This is a genomic window from Mesorhizobium sp. B2-3-5, from assembly GCF_006442395.1.
GTDB lineage: Bacteria > Pseudomonadota > Alphaproteobacteria > Rhizobiales > Rhizobiaceae > Mesorhizobium.
In genome coordinates, this window is record NZ_VFVX01000008.1 from 69,840 (window position 1) to 87,031 (window position 17,192).

General features: G+C 64.0%; 20 protein-coding genes. 8 read left to right on the plus strand and 12 right to left on the minus strand.

Features of this window, described 5'->3' with window-relative positions; translation table 11 throughout:
- Positions 1–209: 209 nt before the first annotated feature.
- A complete protein-coding gene (locus tag FJ958_RS12040) occupies positions 210–839 on the minus strand; it encodes a glutathione S-transferase family protein (protein ID WP_140742792.1) in 630 nt (209 codons plus the stop codon).
- Positions 840–946: 107 nt separating this feature from the next.
- Positions 947–1,807 carry a LysR substrate-binding domain-containing protein gene (locus tag FJ958_RS12045; RefSeq protein ID WP_140742794.1) on the minus strand — a complete coding sequence of 287 codons (861 nt, stop codon included), beginning with the start codon at positions 1,805–1,807 and terminating at the stop codon, positions 947–949.
- Between the two features lie 225 nt (positions 1,808–2,032).
- Between FJ958_RS12045 and FJ958_RS12050 the strand changes: the two genes are divergently transcribed.
- Positions 2,033–2,980, plus strand: a complete 948-nt coding sequence (locus FJ958_RS12050; RefSeq protein WP_140742796.1) for a DMT family transporter — start codon at positions 2,033–2,035, stop codon at positions 2,978–2,980.
- Here FJ958_RS12050 and FJ958_RS12055 read toward each other — a convergent pair whose 3' ends face one another.
- From FJ958_RS12055 to FJ958_RS12065, 3 genes are all read right to left on the minus strand, one after another.
- Positions 2,981–3,352 carry a response regulator gene (locus tag FJ958_RS12055; protein WP_140743054.1) on the minus strand — a complete coding sequence of 124 codons (372 nt, stop codon included), beginning with the start codon at positions 3,350–3,352 and terminating at the stop codon, positions 2,981–2,983.
- Between the two features lie 118 nt (positions 3,353–3,470).
- Positions 3,471–4,013, minus strand: coding sequence for a hypoxanthine phosphoribosyltransferase (gene hpt, locus FJ958_RS12060; protein ID WP_140613087.1), 543 nt, complete (start codon positions 4,011–4,013; stop codon positions 3,471–3,473).
- Positions 4,014–4,035: 22 nt separating this feature from the next.
- Complete coding sequence (locus FJ958_RS12065; protein WP_140742798.1) at positions 4,036–4,680, minus strand: hypothetical protein; 645 nt, start codon at positions 4,678–4,680, stop codon at positions 4,036–4,038.
- Between the two features lie 299 nt (positions 4,681–4,979).
- Here FJ958_RS12065 and ftsE point away from each other — a divergent pair, with 299 nt between their 5' ends.
- The 3 genes from ftsE to FJ958_RS12080 all read left to right on the plus strand — a co-directional run bounded on the left by ftsE (position 4,980) and on the right by FJ958_RS12080 (position 7,462).
- A complete protein-coding gene (gene ftsE / locus FJ958_RS12070; RefSeq protein ID WP_027041732.1) occupies positions 4,980–5,639 on the plus strand; it encodes a cell division ATP-binding protein FtsE in 660 nt (219 codons plus the stop codon).
- The gene (locus tag FJ958_RS12075; protein WP_140743056.1) at positions 5,632–6,618 is read left to right on the plus strand and encodes an ABC transporter permease; all 987 of its coding nucleotides are present in this window, start codon (positions 5,632–5,634) and stop codon (positions 6,616–6,618) included. Before ftsE ends, FJ958_RS12075 begins: the two co-directional genes overlap by 8 nt.
- A 121-nt stretch (positions 6,619–6,739) precedes the next feature.
- Positions 6,740–7,462: a YdcF family protein gene (locus tag FJ958_RS12080; protein ID WP_140613090.1), complete on the plus strand. Its 723-nt coding sequence runs from the start codon at positions 6,740–6,742 to the stop codon at positions 7,460–7,462.
- An 18-nt stretch (positions 7,463–7,480) separates the two neighbouring features.
- Here the strand turns inward: FJ958_RS12080 and FJ958_RS12085 are convergent, their stop codons facing one another.
- A complete protein-coding gene (locus FJ958_RS12085; protein WP_140742800.1) occupies positions 7,481–8,110 on the minus strand; it encodes a pyridoxamine 5'-phosphate oxidase family protein in 630 nt (209 codons plus the stop codon).
- Between the two features lie 85 nt (positions 8,111–8,195).
- On the minus strand, positions 8,196–8,666 hold the full coding sequence (locus FJ958_RS12090; protein WP_140742802.1) for a DUF1348 family protein: 471 nt from the start codon (positions 8,664–8,666) through the stop codon (positions 8,196–8,198).
- A 121-nt stretch (positions 8,667–8,787) separates the two neighbouring features.
- Between FJ958_RS12090 and FJ958_RS12095 the strand changes: the two genes are divergently transcribed.
- On the plus strand, positions 8,788–9,690 hold the full coding sequence (locus FJ958_RS12095) for a LysR family transcriptional regulator (RefSeq protein ID WP_140742804.1): 903 nt from the start codon (positions 8,788–8,790) through the stop codon (positions 9,688–9,690).
- 125 nt (positions 9,691–9,815) lie between these two features.
- Positions 9,816–10,604 carry a 1-acyl-sn-glycerol-3-phosphate acyltransferase gene (locus FJ958_RS12100; protein WP_140742806.1) on the plus strand — a complete coding sequence of 263 codons (789 nt, stop codon included), beginning with the start codon at positions 9,816–9,818 and terminating at the stop codon, positions 10,602–10,604.
- Positions 10,605–10,626: 22 nt separating this feature from the next.
- Here the strand turns inward: FJ958_RS12100 and FJ958_RS12105 are convergent, their stop codons facing one another.
- From FJ958_RS12105 to FJ958_RS12115, 3 genes are all read right to left on the minus strand, one after another.
- Positions 10,627–11,253: a LysE family transporter gene (locus FJ958_RS12105; RefSeq protein ID WP_140742808.1), complete on the minus strand. Its 627-nt coding sequence runs from the start codon at positions 11,251–11,253 to the stop codon at positions 10,627–10,629.
- 88 nt (positions 11,254–11,341) lie between these two features.
- Positions 11,342–12,289: an aldo/keto reductase gene (locus FJ958_RS12110; protein WP_140742810.1), complete on the minus strand. Its 948-nt coding sequence runs from the start codon at positions 12,287–12,289 to the stop codon at positions 11,342–11,344.
- A gap of 125 nt (positions 12,290–12,414) precedes the next feature.
- Positions 12,415–12,936, minus strand: a complete 522-nt coding sequence (locus FJ958_RS12115) for a gamma-glutamylcyclotransferase (RefSeq protein ID WP_140742812.1) — start codon at positions 12,934–12,936, stop codon at positions 12,415–12,417.
- Between the two features lie 149 nt (positions 12,937–13,085).
- On the opposite strand from FJ958_RS12115, the gene FJ958_RS12120 reads away from it, so the two are divergent.
- Positions 13,086–14,084: a DUF2125 domain-containing protein gene (locus FJ958_RS12120; RefSeq protein ID WP_140742814.1), complete on the plus strand. Its 999-nt coding sequence runs from the start codon at positions 13,086–13,088 to the stop codon at positions 14,082–14,084.
- Positions 14,085–14,091: 7 nt separating this feature from the next.
- On the plus strand, positions 14,092–15,021 hold the full coding sequence (locus FJ958_RS12125; RefSeq protein ID WP_140742816.1) for a sugar kinase: 930 nt from the start codon (positions 14,092–14,094) through the stop codon (positions 15,019–15,021).
- A 7-nt stretch (positions 15,022–15,028) separates the two neighbouring features.
- On the opposite strand, the gene FJ958_RS12130 is transcribed toward FJ958_RS12125, so the two are convergent.
- Positions 15,029–15,964: a prephenate/arogenate dehydrogenase family protein gene (locus tag FJ958_RS12130; protein WP_181176375.1), complete on the minus strand. Its 936-nt coding sequence runs from the start codon at positions 15,962–15,964 to the stop codon at positions 15,029–15,031.
- A gap of 21 nt (positions 15,965–15,985) precedes the next feature.
- Positions 15,986–17,095 carry a histidinol-phosphate transaminase gene (gene hisC, locus FJ958_RS12135; RefSeq protein WP_140742820.1) on the minus strand — a complete coding sequence of 370 codons (1,110 nt, stop codon included), beginning with the start codon at positions 17,093–17,095 and terminating at the stop codon, positions 15,986–15,988.
- Positions 17,096–17,192 lie beyond the last annotated feature (97 nt).

Sequence of the window (17,192 nt, forward strand, 5' to 3'; positions counted from 1 at the left end):
CGTTTTCCGTCCGGAATTGCGTCAACAGCAAAAGAGATGGAGCGGGTCAGCGTTTCCGTGAACGCTGAACCGCTATGGGAATCGTCGCCCCTCCATCCGGTCCAGGCCGGCCTTCAAGAAACACCACGGAAAACCCGCGAGATGGTCGCCGGTCCATTCGGCAGCCGGCTGCATTTCCATCAAGACGGATCCTGAAGCGGAAGAAGCCGTCAGCGGCTGTCGAGCATTCCGGCCGCCTGCGCCATCTCATATTCCCTTCGCGAATAGCGCTGGAATGCCGGACGGGCGGCAAGACGATCCATATAGGCCCGGAAGACCCAATGCTCGGGCAGCACGCGCAGCACGTTTGTCGCAAAATGGACGCCACTGCCGATTTGCGTGTCTGCCGCCGTAAACTTGTCGCCGGCGATATACGGCCGCGACGAAAGCGTCTTCTCCAGATTGGCAACCATCTCGGAGAAGGACCCGTAGGAATAGCGGCTGCCCATGAATTCTTTGCCATGTGCCTTGGCGGCCACCACTGGATCCAAGACGGAATCCGAATAGACCAGCCAGGTCAGATAGGTGGCCCGTGCACGATCGCCGATGGCGGGCGCGAGGCCGGCTTCGGCGAAGGTATCGGCGAGATAGATAGTTATCGCAGCGCGTTCGGTGATGATGGTGCCATCGTGGTCGATGGCCGGCACCTTCTTGTTCGGCTGGATTGCCCGGTAGGATTCGGGAACGCCCTCTTTCGCTCGGATGTCGACGCGCGAAAATTCGAACGGCACACCGAGTTCCTCGAGCAGCCAATGGACGCCGGAGGCGCGTGACCAGGGGGTGTGGTAGAAGATGATCATTCATCATTCTCCAATTGGCGATGGGCCTTTCTATCATGCGGCTCCTGACAGCTTTCCGTCAGGACGGACAACAGAGGACGCGAAGCGGCGGCGATCGGCCGAAGCGTTCAGACACCTTGCCTGAACGCTTCCCGGATCGCCTCTTGCATGCCGTCGATCGCCTCGCCGGATGCGTTCGGGTTGCGATGCATCACCACATTCGAGGAATCGATGGCGCCGAACCCATCGACGGATGACAACTCACGGCAGCCGTCCGGAATGTTGCTGCGCGAAATCGGCGCGATCGCCAACCCCGAGGTGACGGCAAGCTTCAACCCGCCATTGGTGTCGCTCGTATAGGCGACACGATAGGCAAGGCCGCGCTGCTCCAGCGATTTGATGGCGAAGTCCTTGCACCAGCCTGCCCGGTTGTAGAGGGCGATCGGCACCGGACGTTCTTCATGCATGTGATGCAGGTTCGAGGTCACCCAGACGGTCGGATCGTGCATCAGCACCTCGCCGCCGGACGGATCCTGCCATTCGAACACCACGCACAGATCGAGTTCACCGGCGGCGAGCGCCGCGATCTGTGCCCCCGAATGCGCGTAGCGAACGGTAACCTCGACCTGGGCGTGGCGTTTCGAAAACGCGCCGAGCGCGCGTGACAAGATGGCAAGGCCATATTCCTCGGGAATGCCGATGCGCACCGGCCCGCCCAGCGGCGCCGCGGCGATCGACGCCGCCGTCTCGTCGAGCAGCGAGACGATGCGGCGGGCATTGACGATGAGTTCGCCGCCCCGCCGCGTCAGCACGACGCCACGTGAACCGCGCTCGAACAGGCTGTCGCCGACCAGTCCTTCAAGCTTTTTCATCTGCATCGACACGGCCGACTGGGTGCGGCCCGCCTGCTCCGCCGCCTTGGTGAAATTGCCGACCTCGGCAATGGCCACGAAGGTGCGCAGGAGATCGCTGTCGAGGGTCGGCCGCATGGAAATCCGCCATGAGAAAATTTGATTGCTGGTATCATTCCAATTCGTTTGCAACATGTCAAACGCCGGACGATAGTCGCCTCACCCATTGGATATGCGGCTGCCAAACCAGCCGCGGACCAATCTAAAGAGTCCTCACTCGTGCCCGCTGCCCGAAACGGTGGCGGGTTCTTTTTGATCCGGAGTCGGACGCTTCGGATCGTACGCGCAGGAGCCTGAACGCAGATGCACAATAGGATGGTGGGTGGCATCCTGAGCCTGTGTCTGGGTGTGCTGGTCTTTTCGCTGCAGGACCCGCTGGTCAAATCCGTGTCGAGCGGTTACCCGGTGACCGAGGTGATGGCGATCCGTTCGGTCGTCGCCTTGCCTATCCTGATCGTTCTCGTCCACGCCGATGTCGGCCTGCGGGCGATCCTATCGAAACGGTTCGGCCTGCTGACGGTGCGTGCCTTCATCCAGTTCACCTCCTACACGATGTACTATCTGGCCATCGCCGCCCTGCCGCTGGCCGACGCCGTTGCGCTCTATTTCATGGCGCCGCTGTTCATCATGGCGCTGGCCGGACCGTATCTTGGCGAGCGCGTCTCCTGGCAGACGCTGGCGACCGTACTGATCGGGCTGCTCGGCGTAGTCGTGATGGTGCGGCCCGGCGCCGGGCTGTTCGACGGGGCAGCGCTGTTGTCGTTGGGCTCGGCGGCGCTCTACGGCTTCTCGCAGCTGATGACGCGCAAGATCGGCGACACCGAATCGTCCACGGTCATGGCCTTCTATCAGAACGGCGCTTATCTCGCCGGCGCCGTCCTGGTTGCCGGCACGTTTCATCTTGCCGGCGTAACCCACGCCGTTCATCCAAGCCTGGAGTTTCTGGTGCGGCCGTGGATATGGCCGATGCTGCCGGATTTCCTCAAGATGGCCGCTTGCGGTTTCGTCGCGTCGGCCGGCATGATCCTTTTGTCGCAGGGCTACCGGCTGGCACCGGCCAACCGCGTCGCCACCTTCGAATATACCGGCATCCTGTGGTCGCCGCTCTGGGGTTTTCTGTTCTTCGCCGAAGTGCCGCGGCCGACCACCGTGATCGGTGCCGCCCTCATCATCGGCGCCGGCCTGCTGGCGCTCAACGCAGGGCGACGCCGGAGCACTGCACCCGCGCTCGCCGCCACCGATCCAGCCTGATCAGGCGAAGCAGATCAGCGCCTTATCCACGCGAGAACGGATCTCGGCCAGTGTGAACGGCTTCTGTACGACATCGAGGATGATGCCGTTCAGTTCCTCGGCGCGCTCGCGCTGGTCGGCATAGCCGGTCATCAGCATGATCTTCATCGCCGGGAAAAGAGCGGCCGCCGCGATCGCCATCTCGATGCCGTCCATCTCCGGCATACGGATATCGGAGACGACGAGGTCGTAAGCGCCATTCGCGGCCCGGATCAGCGAAAGGCCCTGAGCACCATCTGCCGCGATGTCGATTGCGTGGCCGGCGCGTTCGAGTGCGCGGGCTGCGAGGGTGCGGACGGACTCATCGTCCTCGACGATCAGAAGCTTTGCCATGCCGGCATATTTGGCGGGCAAAAGTTGACTTTTCCTGAAAGCCCCGGCGCTCGACCGGGCTAATTTTCCTGGCGCCGTTAAGGCCTTTTTCAGAATTCGACGGTGCGATGCACCGGCCTCACGCATCGCCTTTCACAACACCCACGAACGGCAGTTCGCGAAACGCGTGGGCGACGTCCATGCCGTAGCCGACGACGAAATAATCGGGGCAGTCGAAGCCGACATAGTCGGCATTGAGCGCTGTCTGGCGGCGCATGCGCTTGTCGAGCAGCACGGCGATGGAACAGCTCCTGGCGCCACGCGACAGCATCAGGTCGCGCGTGAAGGTCAGCGTCTTGCCCGATTCCAGGATGTCGTCGATCAACAGCACGTCGCGGCCGGCAACCTCGTTGTCGATGTCGCGCAGCACTCTCACCTCGCCACTGGTGGTGCCGGCGCCGTAACTGGAAATGAAGATGAATTCGACCTCCGGCGACAGGCCGACATCGTGCATGGCGCGGATCAGGTCCGCCGCGAAGACGAACGAGCCTTTCAGCACCGAGATCACCAGCAGATCATGGTAATCGTGCTCGGCGATCTCCTTGGCGAGCTCGAGATTGCGCCGTGCGATCGCCGATGCCGAAAACAGGACTTCGATGTCCTTGTTGCGTACGATGGGCATTGATGGCCTTCCCGATGATCGCCTACTCGGCGAAAGTGACCAAAACGGTTCTTACGCCGTTCTTAGGCACGTCGAGCCGGCTGGCAAAGCCGAATCTTTCGCCCGAGGCCAGCGCGTGGCCGGATGTCCCCAACGTATAGCGGGTCGTGCGCCCGTCATTGCCCGTCACCCGGATTTCGAGCGGCGGCAGGGTCGCCGGACCCGTCCCGTCATTGGCGGCCTCGCCATCGACGAACAGCACAGGATTCGCGCCGGAGGCGTCGACGTGCGAGGTGACGCCTGAAATGGTCAGTGCCGAAGCTTGCGCGCCGGTCAGGAGCGGCGCCTGGCGCACCAGCGCATGCCCACCGGAGATCCAGAAGGCGGCAAGGGCGGCGCCGATGCCGGCGATCCAGAAGATCGGCCCGCCGCGCGAGGCCGGCGGCCGCTCCGCCGGCGCCTCTGGCTTACGCAGCATATCCATGCCCTCTACGGGCGGCGTGACAATCGGGCGCGGCTGCGGTGGTTGGGCTTGCGTGGCCGCGGCTGTCCGCGGCATCACGACATAATCGGCATCGACGATATCGGGCGCCGGACCGCGCACGATCCGGTCCGCCACGGCAATTGCCAGCGGATCGGTCATGATTTCGCCGGAAACCGGGCGCGCGGTTCGCTCGTCAGCCGTCATGGCCCAGTATCGCACCTGTTCGCTTTTCGTTTCTTTTGCGTAAACACAAATGGTTAACGTTTCCCCACCGGAGCCCTCGTGACGCGCCGAAAGAGCATAGAAATTAACCGCCGGTTAACCATGCCGGCCGATGGTCTTTTCCCAGAACGGGCCGGCTCGCCGCCGGCAGAGCCGGATGATTTCAGGTCGAATCGACCTGAAATCATCCGGCTCTAAATCAAAGAGGTGGAGCATGATGTCGTCCGAAAGCCGCTTCACACTTTTCGGCATCATGCTCTAGGAATTTCAGGTCGTCGAAATTGATTCGCTTCGAAAATGTCGGCCTCCGCTATGGCATGGGTCCGGAAATCCTCCGCGACATTTCCCTGCATATACCGGAGCGCTCCTTCCAGTTCCTGAGCGGCCCTTCGGGCGCCGGCAAGACGACCTTGCTGCGCCTGCTCTTCATGTCGCTGAAACCGACGCGCGGCCTGATCACCATCTTCGGCAAGGACCGCTCGCGCATCTCGCGCACCGAACTGCCGCATCTCAGGCGCCGTATCGGCGTGGTGTTCCAGGACTTTCGCCTGCTCGACCACATGACGACCTATGAGAATGTCGCGCTGCCGTTGCGCGTGCGCGGGCGCGAGGAAGCGAGCTACCGCACCGACGTCACCGAACTGTTGAAATGGGTGGGGCTGGGCGAGCGCATGCATGTGCTGCCGCCGGTCCTGTCGGGCGGCGAGAAGCAGCGCGCCGCGATCGCGCGCGCCCTGATCGAACAGCCCGAGATCCTGCTCGCCGACGAGCCGACCGGCAATGTCGATCCGCCGCTGGCACGCCGACTGCTGCGGCTGTTCATCGAGCTCAATCGTCTCGGCACCGCCGTGGTCATCGCCACGCACGATCTTGGCCTGATGGAACAGGTCGACGCACGCCGCATGATCCTGGCCGGCGGAAGGCTGGATGTCTATGACTGAGCTGTCCGCCGAACACCTGGAAGACCGTGACGCCGAGGTGAGCGAGGCAAGGCCGCGCTCCCAGCGCCGGATGGCGCCGATCGTGCCGGCGCAGAACATCGCCGGCCGCGCGCTGATCCTGGTCATCGCCATCATGACCTTCCTGTCCTGCCTCACCTTCGGCGCTGTGACGCTGGTGCGCGACACCGCTTCGGTCTGGGAGAACCAGATCTCGCGCGAGGCGACGATCCAGATCAAACCGGTCGATGGCCTCGACATGGAGGCCGCCCTTGTCCAGGCCTCGCGGATCGCCGGCGAATTCCCCGGCGTGAAGTCGACAAAGATCATCGACCGCGAAGCCACGGCAAGGCTTCTCGAACCGTGGCTGGGTTCGGGCCTCAACATCGACGACCTGCCGGTGCCGCGCCTGATCATCGTCACCATCGACGAGAACAGCCCACCCGACTTCGCCGCCATGCGCGCCGCGATCGCCCCGAAGCTGCCGAGCGCATCGCTCGACGATCACCGCACCTGGGTCGACCGGCTGGTGGCCATGGCCCGCACCACGGTGACCATCGGCATCGCCGTTCTGGCGCTGATGCTGTCGGCGACCGTGCTGACCGTGGTGTTCGCAACCCGTGGCGCCATGGCCGGCAATGGTCACATCATCGAGGTGCTGCATTTCGTCGGTGCCGAGGCGCGGTTCATCGCGCGCGAATTCCGCCGGCATTTCCTGGTCACCGGCATGAGGGGCGCGGCCGCCGGCGGCGCGGCGGCGGTGCTGGTCTTCATCATCTTTTCCTGGTGGTCGTCGCGCAACATGGCGACGCCCCAGGCCGATCAGGCAACCGCCCTGTTCGGCAATTTCGCCATCGGCTCGGCGGGCTATCTCGGGGTGGTCATGATGGTGCTGGTGATCGGCGCGCTGACGGCGGCGACCTCGCATGCCACCGTCGTAGCCTATCTCAGCGACATCGACGTTCGCCAACCCGACGCATGAAAAAGGGGACGCGCTTTTGGGCCGACGTCCGGGATGAACGCAGAACGATCACGGATGGAGAATTTGCGTAACGCAAAGTGCGACTTTTACCTACCAAAGGCCGCATTTCGGGATTAACCATATGGCTATGGACGTGCGGGATTCGACCGGAACGGTTGGACAGATGCCGGTGGTGGCTCGTTCGCGCGCCCACGGCAGGGTCAGCCGTTTACGGAGCGCCCTGCGTGTCTCCGCCCTCTCCCTCCTGATCCTCGCAACATTGTTTGCCGGCGGCTTCGGCTGGTTTGCCAACAAGGTCAGCCACTTGACCACGCCAGCCAACCCGGCCAAGGCCGATGCCATCATCGTGCTGACCGGTGGCCAGTCCCGCCTCGACGCCGCGATGGACCTGCTGGCGTCCGGCAAAGGCGAGCGTCTCCTGATCAGTGGCGTGCACCCTTCCGCCAGCCGCCGCCAGCTCCAGGCCGCGACCGGTGGCGACAAGAAGCTGTTTTCCTGCTGCGTCGACATCGACCGCGCCGCGCTCGACACGATCGGCAATGCCGAGGAAAGCGCCAAATGGGTCGAAAGCCATGCCTACAACACGGTGATCCTCGTCACCAACAACTACCATATGCCGCGCAGCCTGCTGGAAATGGGCCGGTTGCTGCATGGCGCCAAGCTGGAACCCTATCCGGTGGTCAATGCCAATCTCGACAATGGTGGCTGGCTGACCAAGCCGCAGGCCCTGCGCGTGCTGTTCACCGAGTACAACAAATACCTGTTGGCGCTGGCACGCGGCATCGTGCCGGTGAAGCAGACGCCCGACGGCCTCGCACTGGCCGAGACCGCGGCTGGCGGCTGAGCCCTCGGCGCTGCATCATCACGCTTCGTCTCTCCCTTTCGACGCCTTCAGGCGCATGACCTCCTGCTCGAGCTGTTGAATACGCCTGTCCCGTTCGCCGAGTGCCGCCGCCACATCCGCTGCCTCGAAACGCTGCGGAATATGTTGCGGGCAATTGGCGTCCCAGGCCGAAACCGTGAACAGGATGACCTGCTCGGGACGCGCCTTGTAATCCTGCGGCATCAGCCTCGCCGTCAGTTCGGCATCGTTTTCGACGACTCGAGCCGTGCCCCAGACCTTGATACGCTGGCGCAGCATATAGTCGATCAGGAACAGGAAGGCGCGTGGGTTGTCGGCCAGATTGCCCTGCGTGATGAACTGCCTGTTGCCCGAAAAATCGGCGAAGCCGATCGTCTTCTCGTCCAGCACCTTGAGAAAACCGGCCGGCCCGCCGCGATGCTGGATGTAGGGCTGGCCATCGCCATTGGCCGTCGACAGGAAGATGCTCGTCTGCATCTCGATGAAAGCGGCAAGGTCCGGCGTGATATCAGCCTGCCAGCCGCCGCGCTCCTCGACACGGGCATAAGACTGGCGCGAGCCCTTGCGCGCCTGGATCGCCTTGACGGTCGGCGTGAAGGCAACGTCGCTGGTGAAAGCATACGCGTTCATCGAAAGCCTCCTTGCCCGGAATGGGACCTGCGGCAGTTGACGCGACCCTGGACCAAAACCGTTTCACACTTTTCCTGGAGTTGCCCTAAAGCCCGAGCTCCGACAGTGATGGATGGTCGTCCGGGCGGCGCCCGAGCGGCCAGTGATACTTGCGCTCGGCCTCCCTGATCGGCAGGTCGTTGATGCCGGCGATGCGCAGGCGCATCAGCCCGTGCTCGTCGAACTCCCAGTTCTCATTGCCATAGCTGCGGAACCAGGAGCCGCTGTCGTCGTGCCACTCATAGGCGAAGCGCACGGCGATGCGGTTGCCGTGGAAAGCCCAGACCTCCTTGATCAGCCGGTAGTCGAGCTCGCGGCTCCATTTGCGCGTCAGGAACGCCTGGATGGCATCGCGGCCTTGCAGGAACTCGGCGCGGTTGCGCCAACGGCTGTCGGTCGTGTAGGCGAGCGCGACACGTGCCGGGTCACGCGAGTTCCACGCATCCTCAGCCATGCGCGCTTTCTGCGCAGAAGTCTCAGCGGTGAACGGCGGCAGCGGCGGGCGGCTCTCAGACATGACGGTTCCTTATTGACCGGGGACCGCAATATGCGAGCCACACTGGCCCATATAAGGCCTTCCATGATTTAAATGCAGATGGCATATTCGCAACCTATCCTTCCATTTTGTGGAAGTTGCAATGGACCGTCTCGAAGCCATGTCCCTCTTTGTCGCCGTCGTGGAGGCCGGCAGCCTTTCCGCCGCGGCCCGCCGCTTCGGCATTCCGCTGGCGACCGTCAGCCGCAAAGTTTCGGATCTGGAGCGCCATCTGAACACCCGGCTCCTGAACCGCTCGCCGCGCCGGCTGACGCCGACCGATGCCGGCGAGGCCTATCTTGCGGCCTGCCGACGCATCCTCGACGATGTCGGCGAGGCGGAACGCGCGGCGGCGGGCGAGTACAGCGCGCCGACCGGCGAACTTGCCATCACCGCCCCGGTCGTCTTCGGCCGCCTTCATGTGCTGCCGGTCGTCACCGGCTTTCTCGCCGCCTATCCCGACGTCAACATCCGCCTTACCCTGGCGGACCGCATAACACAGCTGGTCGAGGACCATTTTGATCTCGCTCTCCGCATCGGCCAATTGCCCGATTCGAGCCTTGTCGCCCTTGGCGTCGGCGCGATCCGCCGCGTCGTCTGTGCCAGCCCTGCCTATCTCGCCGAGCACGGCACGCCCATGACCTTGGACGATCTGGCCGCCCACAGTTGCGTCACCTTCGAGGGGCTTGCCTCCGCCGCCCAATGGACCTTCGCCAGCGGCAAGACGGAAGTTACGGTTCCGGTCCGCTCGCGGCTTCAGGTCAACACCGCCGAAGCGGCGATCGATGCCGCGATTGCCGGCGTCGGGCCGACGAAGGTGCTCTCCTATCAGGTCGATGCCGCGGTGCGGTCGGGCATGTTGTGCATCCTGCTGCGGGATTTCGAGCCGGAACCGTGGCCCGTCAGCCTGGTGCATGCGGGCCACGGCCTGCTGCCGGTCAAGCTGCGTGCCTTCCTCGACTTCGCCGCCCCGCGCCTGAAGGAGCGGCTGGCGCGATTGGGATAGCGGGACCTATGCCGGCCGGCCACTTGGGCGGACCTTGCTCCAGCTCGGTCGGGACACGCCTGGGCCATTTCCTTTTTCCCCGCGCTTGGTGTAACCAACGCACACTTCCTCACCGGACCTCGCCCATGCTCTATGTCAGATCGCTGGCGTTCAACTTCGTTTTCTACGTCAATCTGATCGTCCAGATGATCCTCTGGACGCCCTACTATTTCCTGTCGCCCCGTCACCGCGCCTGGTTTGTGCCGAAATTCTGGTCGCGCACCTGCATGTGGCTCTATGACAAGATCGCCGGAACGAGGAACGACATCACCGGGCTGGAAAACCTGCCCGAAGGCTCTTTCATCCTTGCGCCCAAGCACCAGTCGTTCTGGGACGCGATCGCTTTCTTCCCTTTCCTTCAGGACCCGCTCTACATCCTCAAGCGTGAATTGACCTGGATCCCTTTCTTCGGCTGGTACATCATGAAGATGCGCATGATCCCGGTTGATCGCGGCAGCCGCTCCAAAGCCCTGAAGGCGGTGGTCGCGGCGACCAAGGAAGAGATGGCGCGCAATCCGCGCCAGTTGATCATCTATCCCGAAGGTACGCGCCGCGCGCCGGGCGACGAACCCGCCTATAAATACGGCATCGTCGAAATCTATACGCAGCTTGGCGTCCCGGTGGTGCCGGTGGCCCATGTCGCCGGCCTCTATTGGCCGCGCCGCAAATTCCTACGCTATCCCGGCACCATCAAGGCGCGTTTCCTGCCGCCCATACCGCCCGGCCTGAGCAAGGACGAGTTCATGGCGCGGCTGATCGGCGAGACGGAAGCCGCCTGCGACCAGCTTCTTGTCGAAGCGTCGCTCGCGTCCAACCCGCCGCCCTTGCCGCCGACGGCGGTGAAAAGGCTGCGGGATCTCGGCGCGAAGGCCTGAAGCGAAAGCTCCAGCCGAATAATCAGCCAAACACGGCCAGCGCCGTGGTCAGCACCAGCGTCGCGGCAAAGACCAGATTGATGATCCGCGAGGCCGCCGGCCTGCGCAGTATACCTGAGAACGCCGCCCCGGCGACGAGCCACAGGGCGTGGATGGCAACGATCATCAGCGCGAGAACACCGAGCCTCGTCCAGAGGCCGAGCCCGGCATCGCCCTCGCTCGAAGAAGCACCGGCGAACACGGCAGCGATCGCCACGAAGGCTTTCGGGTTGGCGACCGCCAGCAGAAACCCGGCCAGCCATGTCGGGCGCGACACCTCGGCCGCGCGTGCCGCCAGAGGCGGCGCCGTGGCGATCCTGAAGGCGAGATAGAGGATATAGGCTGCCGACGCGGCGGCCAGCAACAGCGCCAGCCCCGGCATCGAGGCAAGCGCCGCCGTCACCCCGGTCGCCACGACCAGCAGCACGGCGATCGTGCCCAGCACGATCCCGCAGGTGTAGCGCAGCGAGTGGCGCAGGCCGAAGGCGGCGCCAGCGGCGGTGACGCTTATCGTTGCCGGCCCCGGGCTGCCCATGACGACCGTGGCGGCAAGCACCAGTGCTATAAGCTGGCGCCAAGGGTCCGGCTGCAAAAGAAGCGGTTCGACCATTGCACCCTCCGTCCTGTCTCGTGCGAAGGACGGTATGGCAAGACTTGAGGGTGGTCTTGGACGTTCGTGCGCGGTGGCGCGGGAAACTTCAGCCGCTGGCCCTGTCGAGTTCGGCGATATCGTCGGCGGTCAGTTTCAGCGACGCCGCCTTGATCAGACTGTCCATCTGGCTTGGCTTGGTGGCGCTGGCGATCGGCGCGGTGACGCCAGGCCGCGCGATCACCCAGGCAAGCGCGACTTCCGCTTGCTTGGCCGAATGCCTGGCCGATATCGCATCGAGTGCCGCAAGGATGCGCATGCCGCGCGGGTTGAGATAGTCCTTCACCCCGCCGCCACGGGGGCTTTGGTCAAGATCGGCCTCGCTGCGGTACTTGCCGCTCAGGAAACCCTTGGCGAGACTGAAATAGGTAATCACACCGATGTCCTCGGCCATGCACAAATCGCGCAGCGGCCCATCGAACGAAGAGCGATCGTAGAGATTGTATTCCGGCTGCAGCACCTCATAGCGCGGCAGGCCGCGCAGACTCGCCACATCGAGTGCCGCCCGCAACTGGCCGGCATCGAGATTGGAACAGCCGATATGGCGGACCTTGCCCTTGGCGAGCAGCTTCTCATAGGCACCGAGGGTTTCCTCATAGGGCGTGGTCGGATCCGGCCAGTGCGACAGATAAAGATCGATGACATCGGTCCGAAGGCGTTCCAGCGACGCCTCGACGGCCTTTTCGATATAGGCGGCGGAGAGGTCCTTATGGCCCTGCCCCATATCCGAGCCGACCTTGGTGACCACCACGACCTTGTCACGGTTGCCGCGGTCTTTCATCCAGTTGCCGATGATGGTTTCGGACTCGCCGCCCTTGTGGCCCGGGACCCAGCGCGAATAGGCGTCCGCCGTATCGATGGCATTGAGTCCGGCCCCGACGAAGCGGTCGAGCAGGTCGAAAGAGGTTTTCTCGTCGGCGGTCCAGCCGAAGACGTTGCCGCCCAGGACCAGCGGCGCGATGGAAAGGTCGGTGCGACCGAGACGGCGTTTCTGCAAGGCGGATCTCCGTGATGGTTGGGGACGGGGCGGATGTCGCCCGCGGGCTGAGGGTTCGGAGCCTAACCTAGGTCTTGACCCATCGAGGTCAAAGCCCTGGCGGCCTTTTTCCGCCGAGCCAAGGCTCACAAAGGCGCGACCTGGTGCGCAACATCCTCCAGCCAATGATCGCGGATGCCCAGCGCTTCCAGATGCTTCAGAGTACTGAAGACATAATCCTCGTTGTTGCCGGATTGGCCGACCGCGCCGCGCACCACGGCCGCCGCATCGGCGGCTGCCAGCGCACCGGCATATTGCTCGTGCTTGCGGTCGACGATGTAGGTAACCGCTTCGACCATATCGCCGCCGTCGAGCCGTATCTTGAGCCTACGCTCGAGATAGACGCTTGTGACGAGTTCGCGCTCGCGCAGATAGGCAATGACCTCGTCGCGCAAATCGCCGGGCACACGGTATGCAAGGCCGACGCAGGAACCGCCATGGTCGAGACCGAGCACCAGTCCGGGCCGCTGGCGCGTACCGCGGTGCACGAAGGAATAGACACAGAGCGAGCGGCGATAGCCGTGCAGGTGCGCGCGCCGTGTCTCGATATGTGCGAAACCCGGCCGCCAGATCAGCGAACCATAGCCAAACACCCAAAAATCGCCCATATCGCCGCGCCTGATTGCAAAAGAATGGCAACACCGCACTGGAGACCGGTGTTTTTTCCGCCCGTCTCCGTCTACCTATCTCTGTCTACCTACTGTTGTCGGAATCGAGAGTCCGTCCACAACAACCATGCGTTAATGAGAGCCGAAGCATGACGTCAAGTGACGAACGCCAACCTGGTAACCGTCGCCGCCTGTGGTGGCTTGCGGCGTTCGTCGTCGTGCTGTTCGCCATCTACAGCGCCGGCTGGTTCTACCTGGCCAACAGGGTCAGGATCGAAGCCGACAAGGCGGTCGCCACGCTCAACAAGAGCGGCATCCAGGCAGGCTGCGCCAATCTCCAGGTCAGCGGCTATCCGCTGAGCTTCGTCGTCTCTTGCGACAATCTGGCCTACGAGGACGATGCCAAGAACATCGCGGCCTCGTCCGGCTCCTTCAATGCCGTCGCGCAGATCATCCAGCCCTTGTCCCCGGTCGCCGATCTGCGCGGTCCGCTCAGGACCTCCGCCCCCGGCATGGTGCCGCTGTGGATCGACTGGGACAATCTGCAGGCCAACGTCAAACTGTCATGGCCGCTGCCCCGGCGCATTTCGCTGCAGGCGGAAGGCCTGTCCGGCCAGACCGATCCGGCCGACGACACCGATCCGGTGGAACTGTTCAGCGCCGGCAAGGCATCAGGCCAGTTGCAGCCGAACGGCCAGGACGTCGACTACGTCGGCAGCTTCACCGATCTCGAGATCGACCCCGACGCGATCGGCGGGCGCGTGCTTCCGGCGCTCGATGCCAGCGGCGACGCCACGCTGAAGAATGGGGTCGCGCTGATCGGAACGCAGGTGAAGAGCCTGCGCGGCCAGAAGATCGAGATCCGCAACATCGACCTGTCGTCGGGTACGGCGCGGGTTACCGTCTCTGGGCCGCTGTCGGTTGACGCCGAAGGCCTGGTCGATGCCGATCTGATGATCAGGATCAAGGATCCGAAAGCCGTGGCGACCATTCTTGCCGGCGCCATACCCGAACAGAAGAACGCCATCGAACAGGGCTTTGCCGCTCTCGCTCTGCTCGGCAAGGAACCGTCGATGCCGCTGAAGGTGGTCAAGGGCAAGGCAGCACTCGGCTTCATCCCGCTCGGCAAGATCAAGCCGGTGCAATAGCGCTGCCATGGCAAGACCCGTGAAGCTCCTGAGTGTCGGAGCGCTGACCCTGGACATGATCCTGCGGGTCGAGACCTTGCCCGGCCATCAGGGAAAGTTCATCGCATCGGATGGCGTCCAGATCGCCTCCGGCATGGCCGCGAGCGCAGCCTGCGCCGCGCATCGCCTCGGCGCCGAAGTGTCGCTATGGGCGAGCACCGGCGACGATCCGGCCGGCGATCAGCTGATTGCCGGAATTGAGGCCGAAGGGGTTGATTGCAGCTACGTGCGCCGTGTCGGCGGCGCCCGCTCGGCGCTGGCATCGATCCTTGTCGACGCGCATGGCGAACGCATCATCGTGCCGTTCTATGACAGCCGGGCCCAGGCCGATCCCGAGACGCTGCCGTTTACCGACGTGACGGCATTCGATGCCGTGCTGGTCGACGTGCGCTGGCCGGGTGCGGCGGCAATTGCCCTCAAGGCGGCGCGCGCTGCCGGCCTCCCGGCAATTCTCGACGCCGATACCGCGCCGCTGGCGGTGCTGGAGCAGATGCTGCCGCTGGCTTCGCATATCGTCGCCTCCGAGCCGGCGGCGCGCATCGTCTGCGGGCACGCGCCGGACCCTGAGACCGCCTGCGCCGACTTGGCCTCGCGTACCGATGCTTTTGTCGCCGTCACCGGCGGCGCGGCAGGCACCTGGTGGTTCGACCGCCCGACCCGAACTGTTCGCCATGTCGCGACGCCAAAGGTCAAAGTGGTGGACACACTGGCAGCCGGTGACGTTTTTCACGGTGCCTTTGCGGTGGGACTGGCGGAAGCCATGCCGATAGTGAACGCCCTGCGCTTTGCCAGTGCGGCCGCCGCGCTCAAATGCCAGCGCTTCGGCGGCAGGCTGGGCGCACCGGAGCGAACCGAGACGCTGGCAATGATGGCGGCCCACTGGCCCGCCCAAGCCTGAGAGCCTGCTACGCCTTCGCCGGATGTTCGACCGCTTGACGCCCGAAGTCGGGCGCGTCGATATCCTGGCCGGCCTCGATGATCGAGCGGCGCACGGCCCGGGTGCGGGTGAACAGGTCGAACAGCTTGTCGCCGTCGCCCCAGCGGATCGCCCGCTGCAGGAACGCCAGGTCTTCCGAGAACCGCGCCAGCATTTCGAGGATGGCGTCCTTGTTGTGCAGGCACACGTCCCGCCACATGGTCGGGTCGGAGGCGGCCAGACGCGTGAAGTCGCGAAAGCCGGAGGCGGAATATTTGATCACCTCCGTCTTGGTCACCGATTCCAGATCGTCGGCGGTACCGACGATGTTGTAGGCGATGATGTGCGGCAAATGCGAGACGATGGCCAGCGTCATGTCATGATGCTGCGGGTCCATCGTGTCGATGTTGGCGCCGCAACGGCGCCAGAATTCCGACAGCCGTTCCAAAGCACCCGCATCGGCGTCCGGCAGCGGCGTGAAGATGCACCAGCGGTTGTCGAACAGATCGGCGAAGCCTGCATCCGGCCCGGATTTTTCCGTACCCGCCAACGGGTGGCCGGGAATGAAATGCACGCCGTCGGGCACATGCGGCTGCATCTGCGCGATGACGGAGGCCTTGGTCGAGCCGACATCGGTGAGGATCGCACCCTTCTTCAGGGCCGGCGCGATCTCCTGCGCCACCGCGCCGGATGATCCGACCGGCACCGAGACGATGACCAGGTCGGCGTCGCGGACCGCTTCCTTCGCGTCGGTGGTGTAGGAATCGCCGAGGCCCAGTTCCTCGGCCCGCTCGAGCGTGGCCACGCTGCGCGTCGAGATGGCGACATGGCGGGCCAGGCCCTCGCGGCGGATGACGCGGGCCAGCGACGAGCCGATCAGGCCGATGCCGACCAGCGCGATCTTTTCAAACATCGGTGATGTCATGGCGTTCCAGCTTTTGGCGTTCTAGCTTTTCAGAAATGTCGTGAGCGCGGCGACGACGCCGCGATTGGCCTCTTCGGTGCCGACGGTCATGCGCAGCGCGTTCGGGAAGCCATAGCCGGAAACGCGCCGCAATATATAGCCGCGCGCGGTCAGGTAATCGTCGGCCGCCGCCGCGGAATGCTTCTGGTCGTCCGGGAAATGGATGAGGATGAAATTGCCGACGCTGGGCGTCACCCGCAGCCCAAGCCCGGTCATCTCGTCGCTCAGCCAGGCGAGCCAGGTCTCGTTGTGCGCAACGCTGCGCTCGATATGGGCGCGGTCGCGGATCGCGGCGATGCCGGCCTCGATCGCGGTGGCGTTGACGTTGAAGGGGCCGCGCACGCGGTTGATGGCGTCGACGATGTGCATCGGCCCATACATCCAGCCGATTCGTGCCCCGCCCAGGCCGATCTTGGAGAAAGTGCGGGTCATCACCACGTTCTCGGCGCTGCCGGCCAGCTCGATGCCGGCTTCATAATCGTTGCGGCGGACGTATTCGGCATAGGCCGCGTCGAGCACCAGAAGCACATTCCTTGGCAGGCCGGCATGCAGGCGGCGCACCTCCTGGAATGGCACATAGGTGCCGGTCGGGTTGTTGGGATTGGCGAGGAACACGATTTTCGTGCGCGGCGTGACGGCGGCCAATATCGCGTCGATGTCGGCGCGTTCGTCGGTCTCCTTGACCACGACCGGCGTGGCGCCGGCCGATTGGATGTAGATCTTGTAGACCATGAAGGCGTGTTCGGTGAAAATGGCCTCGTCGCCCGGCGCCAGATAGGTCTGCGCCAGCAGGCCGAGGATCTCGTCGGAGCCGTTGGAACAGATGATGTTCTGGGGGTTGAGTCCATGCACTTCGGCGATTGCCTCGCGCAGCCGCCTCGCGGTGCCATCGGGGTAGATGTCGAGCCTGGCGGCAACCTCACGGGCGGCCTCGATGGCCTTTGGTGACGGGCCGAGCGGATTCTCGTTCGACGACAGCTTGTGGACCTTGGCGACACCGGCGGGTGCCGTACTCTTGCCGGGCACATAGGCATCTATGGCCATGATGCCCGCGCGCGGGGTTGGACGTGCCTGATCCGGTGTCTGGTTCATTTTTTGCAAAATCCGTCGAAAATGCCTTCATCGGAAGGCCGCAGCGGAAATACAAGTCGTGGCCCGCAATGTCGAGAGGCGGCAGTGGGGCCAGCGG

Excerpts from the sequence above, each read along its gene's own strand:
- FJ958_RS12040 (WP_140742792.1), bottom strand. The coding sequence starts at position 839 with ATGATCATCTTCTACCACACCCCCTGGTCACGCGCCTCCGGCGTCCAT.
- FJ958_RS12045 (WP_140742794.1), bottom strand. The coding sequence starts at position 1,807 with ATGCGGCCGACCCTCGACAGCGATCTCCTGCGCACCTTCGTGGCCATT.
- FJ958_RS12050 (WP_140742796.1), top strand. The coding sequence starts at position 2,033 with ATGCACAATAGGATGGTGGGTGGCATCCTGAGCCTGTGTCTGGGTGTG.
- FJ958_RS12055 (WP_140743054.1), bottom strand. The coding sequence starts at position 3,352 with ATGGCAAAGCTTCTGATCGTCGAGGACGATGAGTCCGTCCGCACCCTC.
- hpt (WP_140613087.1), bottom strand. The coding sequence starts at position 4,013 with ATGCCCATCGTACGCAACAAGGACATCGAAGTCCTGTTTTCGGCATCG.
- FJ958_RS12065 (WP_140742798.1), bottom strand. The coding sequence starts at position 4,680 with ATGACGGCTGACGAGCGAACCGCGCGCCCGGTTTCCGGCGAAATCATG.
- FJ958_RS12075 (WP_140743056.1), top strand. The coding sequence starts at position 5,632 with ATGACTGAGCTGTCCGCCGAACACCTGGAAGACCGTGACGCCGAGGTG.
- FJ958_RS12080 (WP_140613090.1), top strand. The coding sequence starts at position 6,740 with ATGGCTATGGACGTGCGGGATTCGACCGGAACGGTTGGACAGATGCCG.
- FJ958_RS12085 (WP_140742800.1), bottom strand. The coding sequence starts at position 8,110 with ATGAACGCGTATGCTTTCACCAGCGACGTTGCCTTCACGCCGACCGTC.
- FJ958_RS12090 (WP_140742802.1), bottom strand. The coding sequence starts at position 8,666 with ATGTCTGAGAGCCGCCCGCCGCTGCCGCCGTTCACCGCTGAGACTTCT.
- FJ958_RS12095 (WP_140742804.1), top strand. The coding sequence starts at position 8,788 with ATGGACCGTCTCGAAGCCATGTCCCTCTTTGTCGCCGTCGTGGAGGCC.
- FJ958_RS12100 (WP_140742806.1), top strand. The coding sequence starts at position 9,816 with ATGCTCTATGTCAGATCGCTGGCGTTCAACTTCGTTTTCTACGTCAAT.
- FJ958_RS12105 (WP_140742808.1), bottom strand. The coding sequence starts at position 11,253 with ATGGTCGAACCGCTTCTTTTGCAGCCGGACCCTTGGCGCCAGCTTATA.
- FJ958_RS12115 (WP_140742812.1), bottom strand. The coding sequence starts at position 12,936 with ATGGGCGATTTTTGGGTGTTTGGCTATGGTTCGCTGATCTGGCGGCCG.
- FJ958_RS12120 (WP_140742814.1), top strand. The coding sequence starts at position 13,086 with ATGACGTCAAGTGACGAACGCCAACCTGGTAACCGTCGCCGCCTGTGG.
- FJ958_RS12125 (WP_140742816.1), top strand. The coding sequence starts at position 14,092 with ATGGCAAGACCCGTGAAGCTCCTGAGTGTCGGAGCGCTGACCCTGGAC.
- FJ958_RS12130 (WP_181176375.1), bottom strand. The coding sequence starts at position 15,964 with ATGACATCACCGATGTTTGAAAAGATCGCGCTGGTCGGCATCGGCCTG.
- hisC (WP_140742820.1), bottom strand. The coding sequence starts at position 17,095 with ATGAACCAGACACCGGATCAGGCACGTCCAACCCCGCGCGCGGGCATC.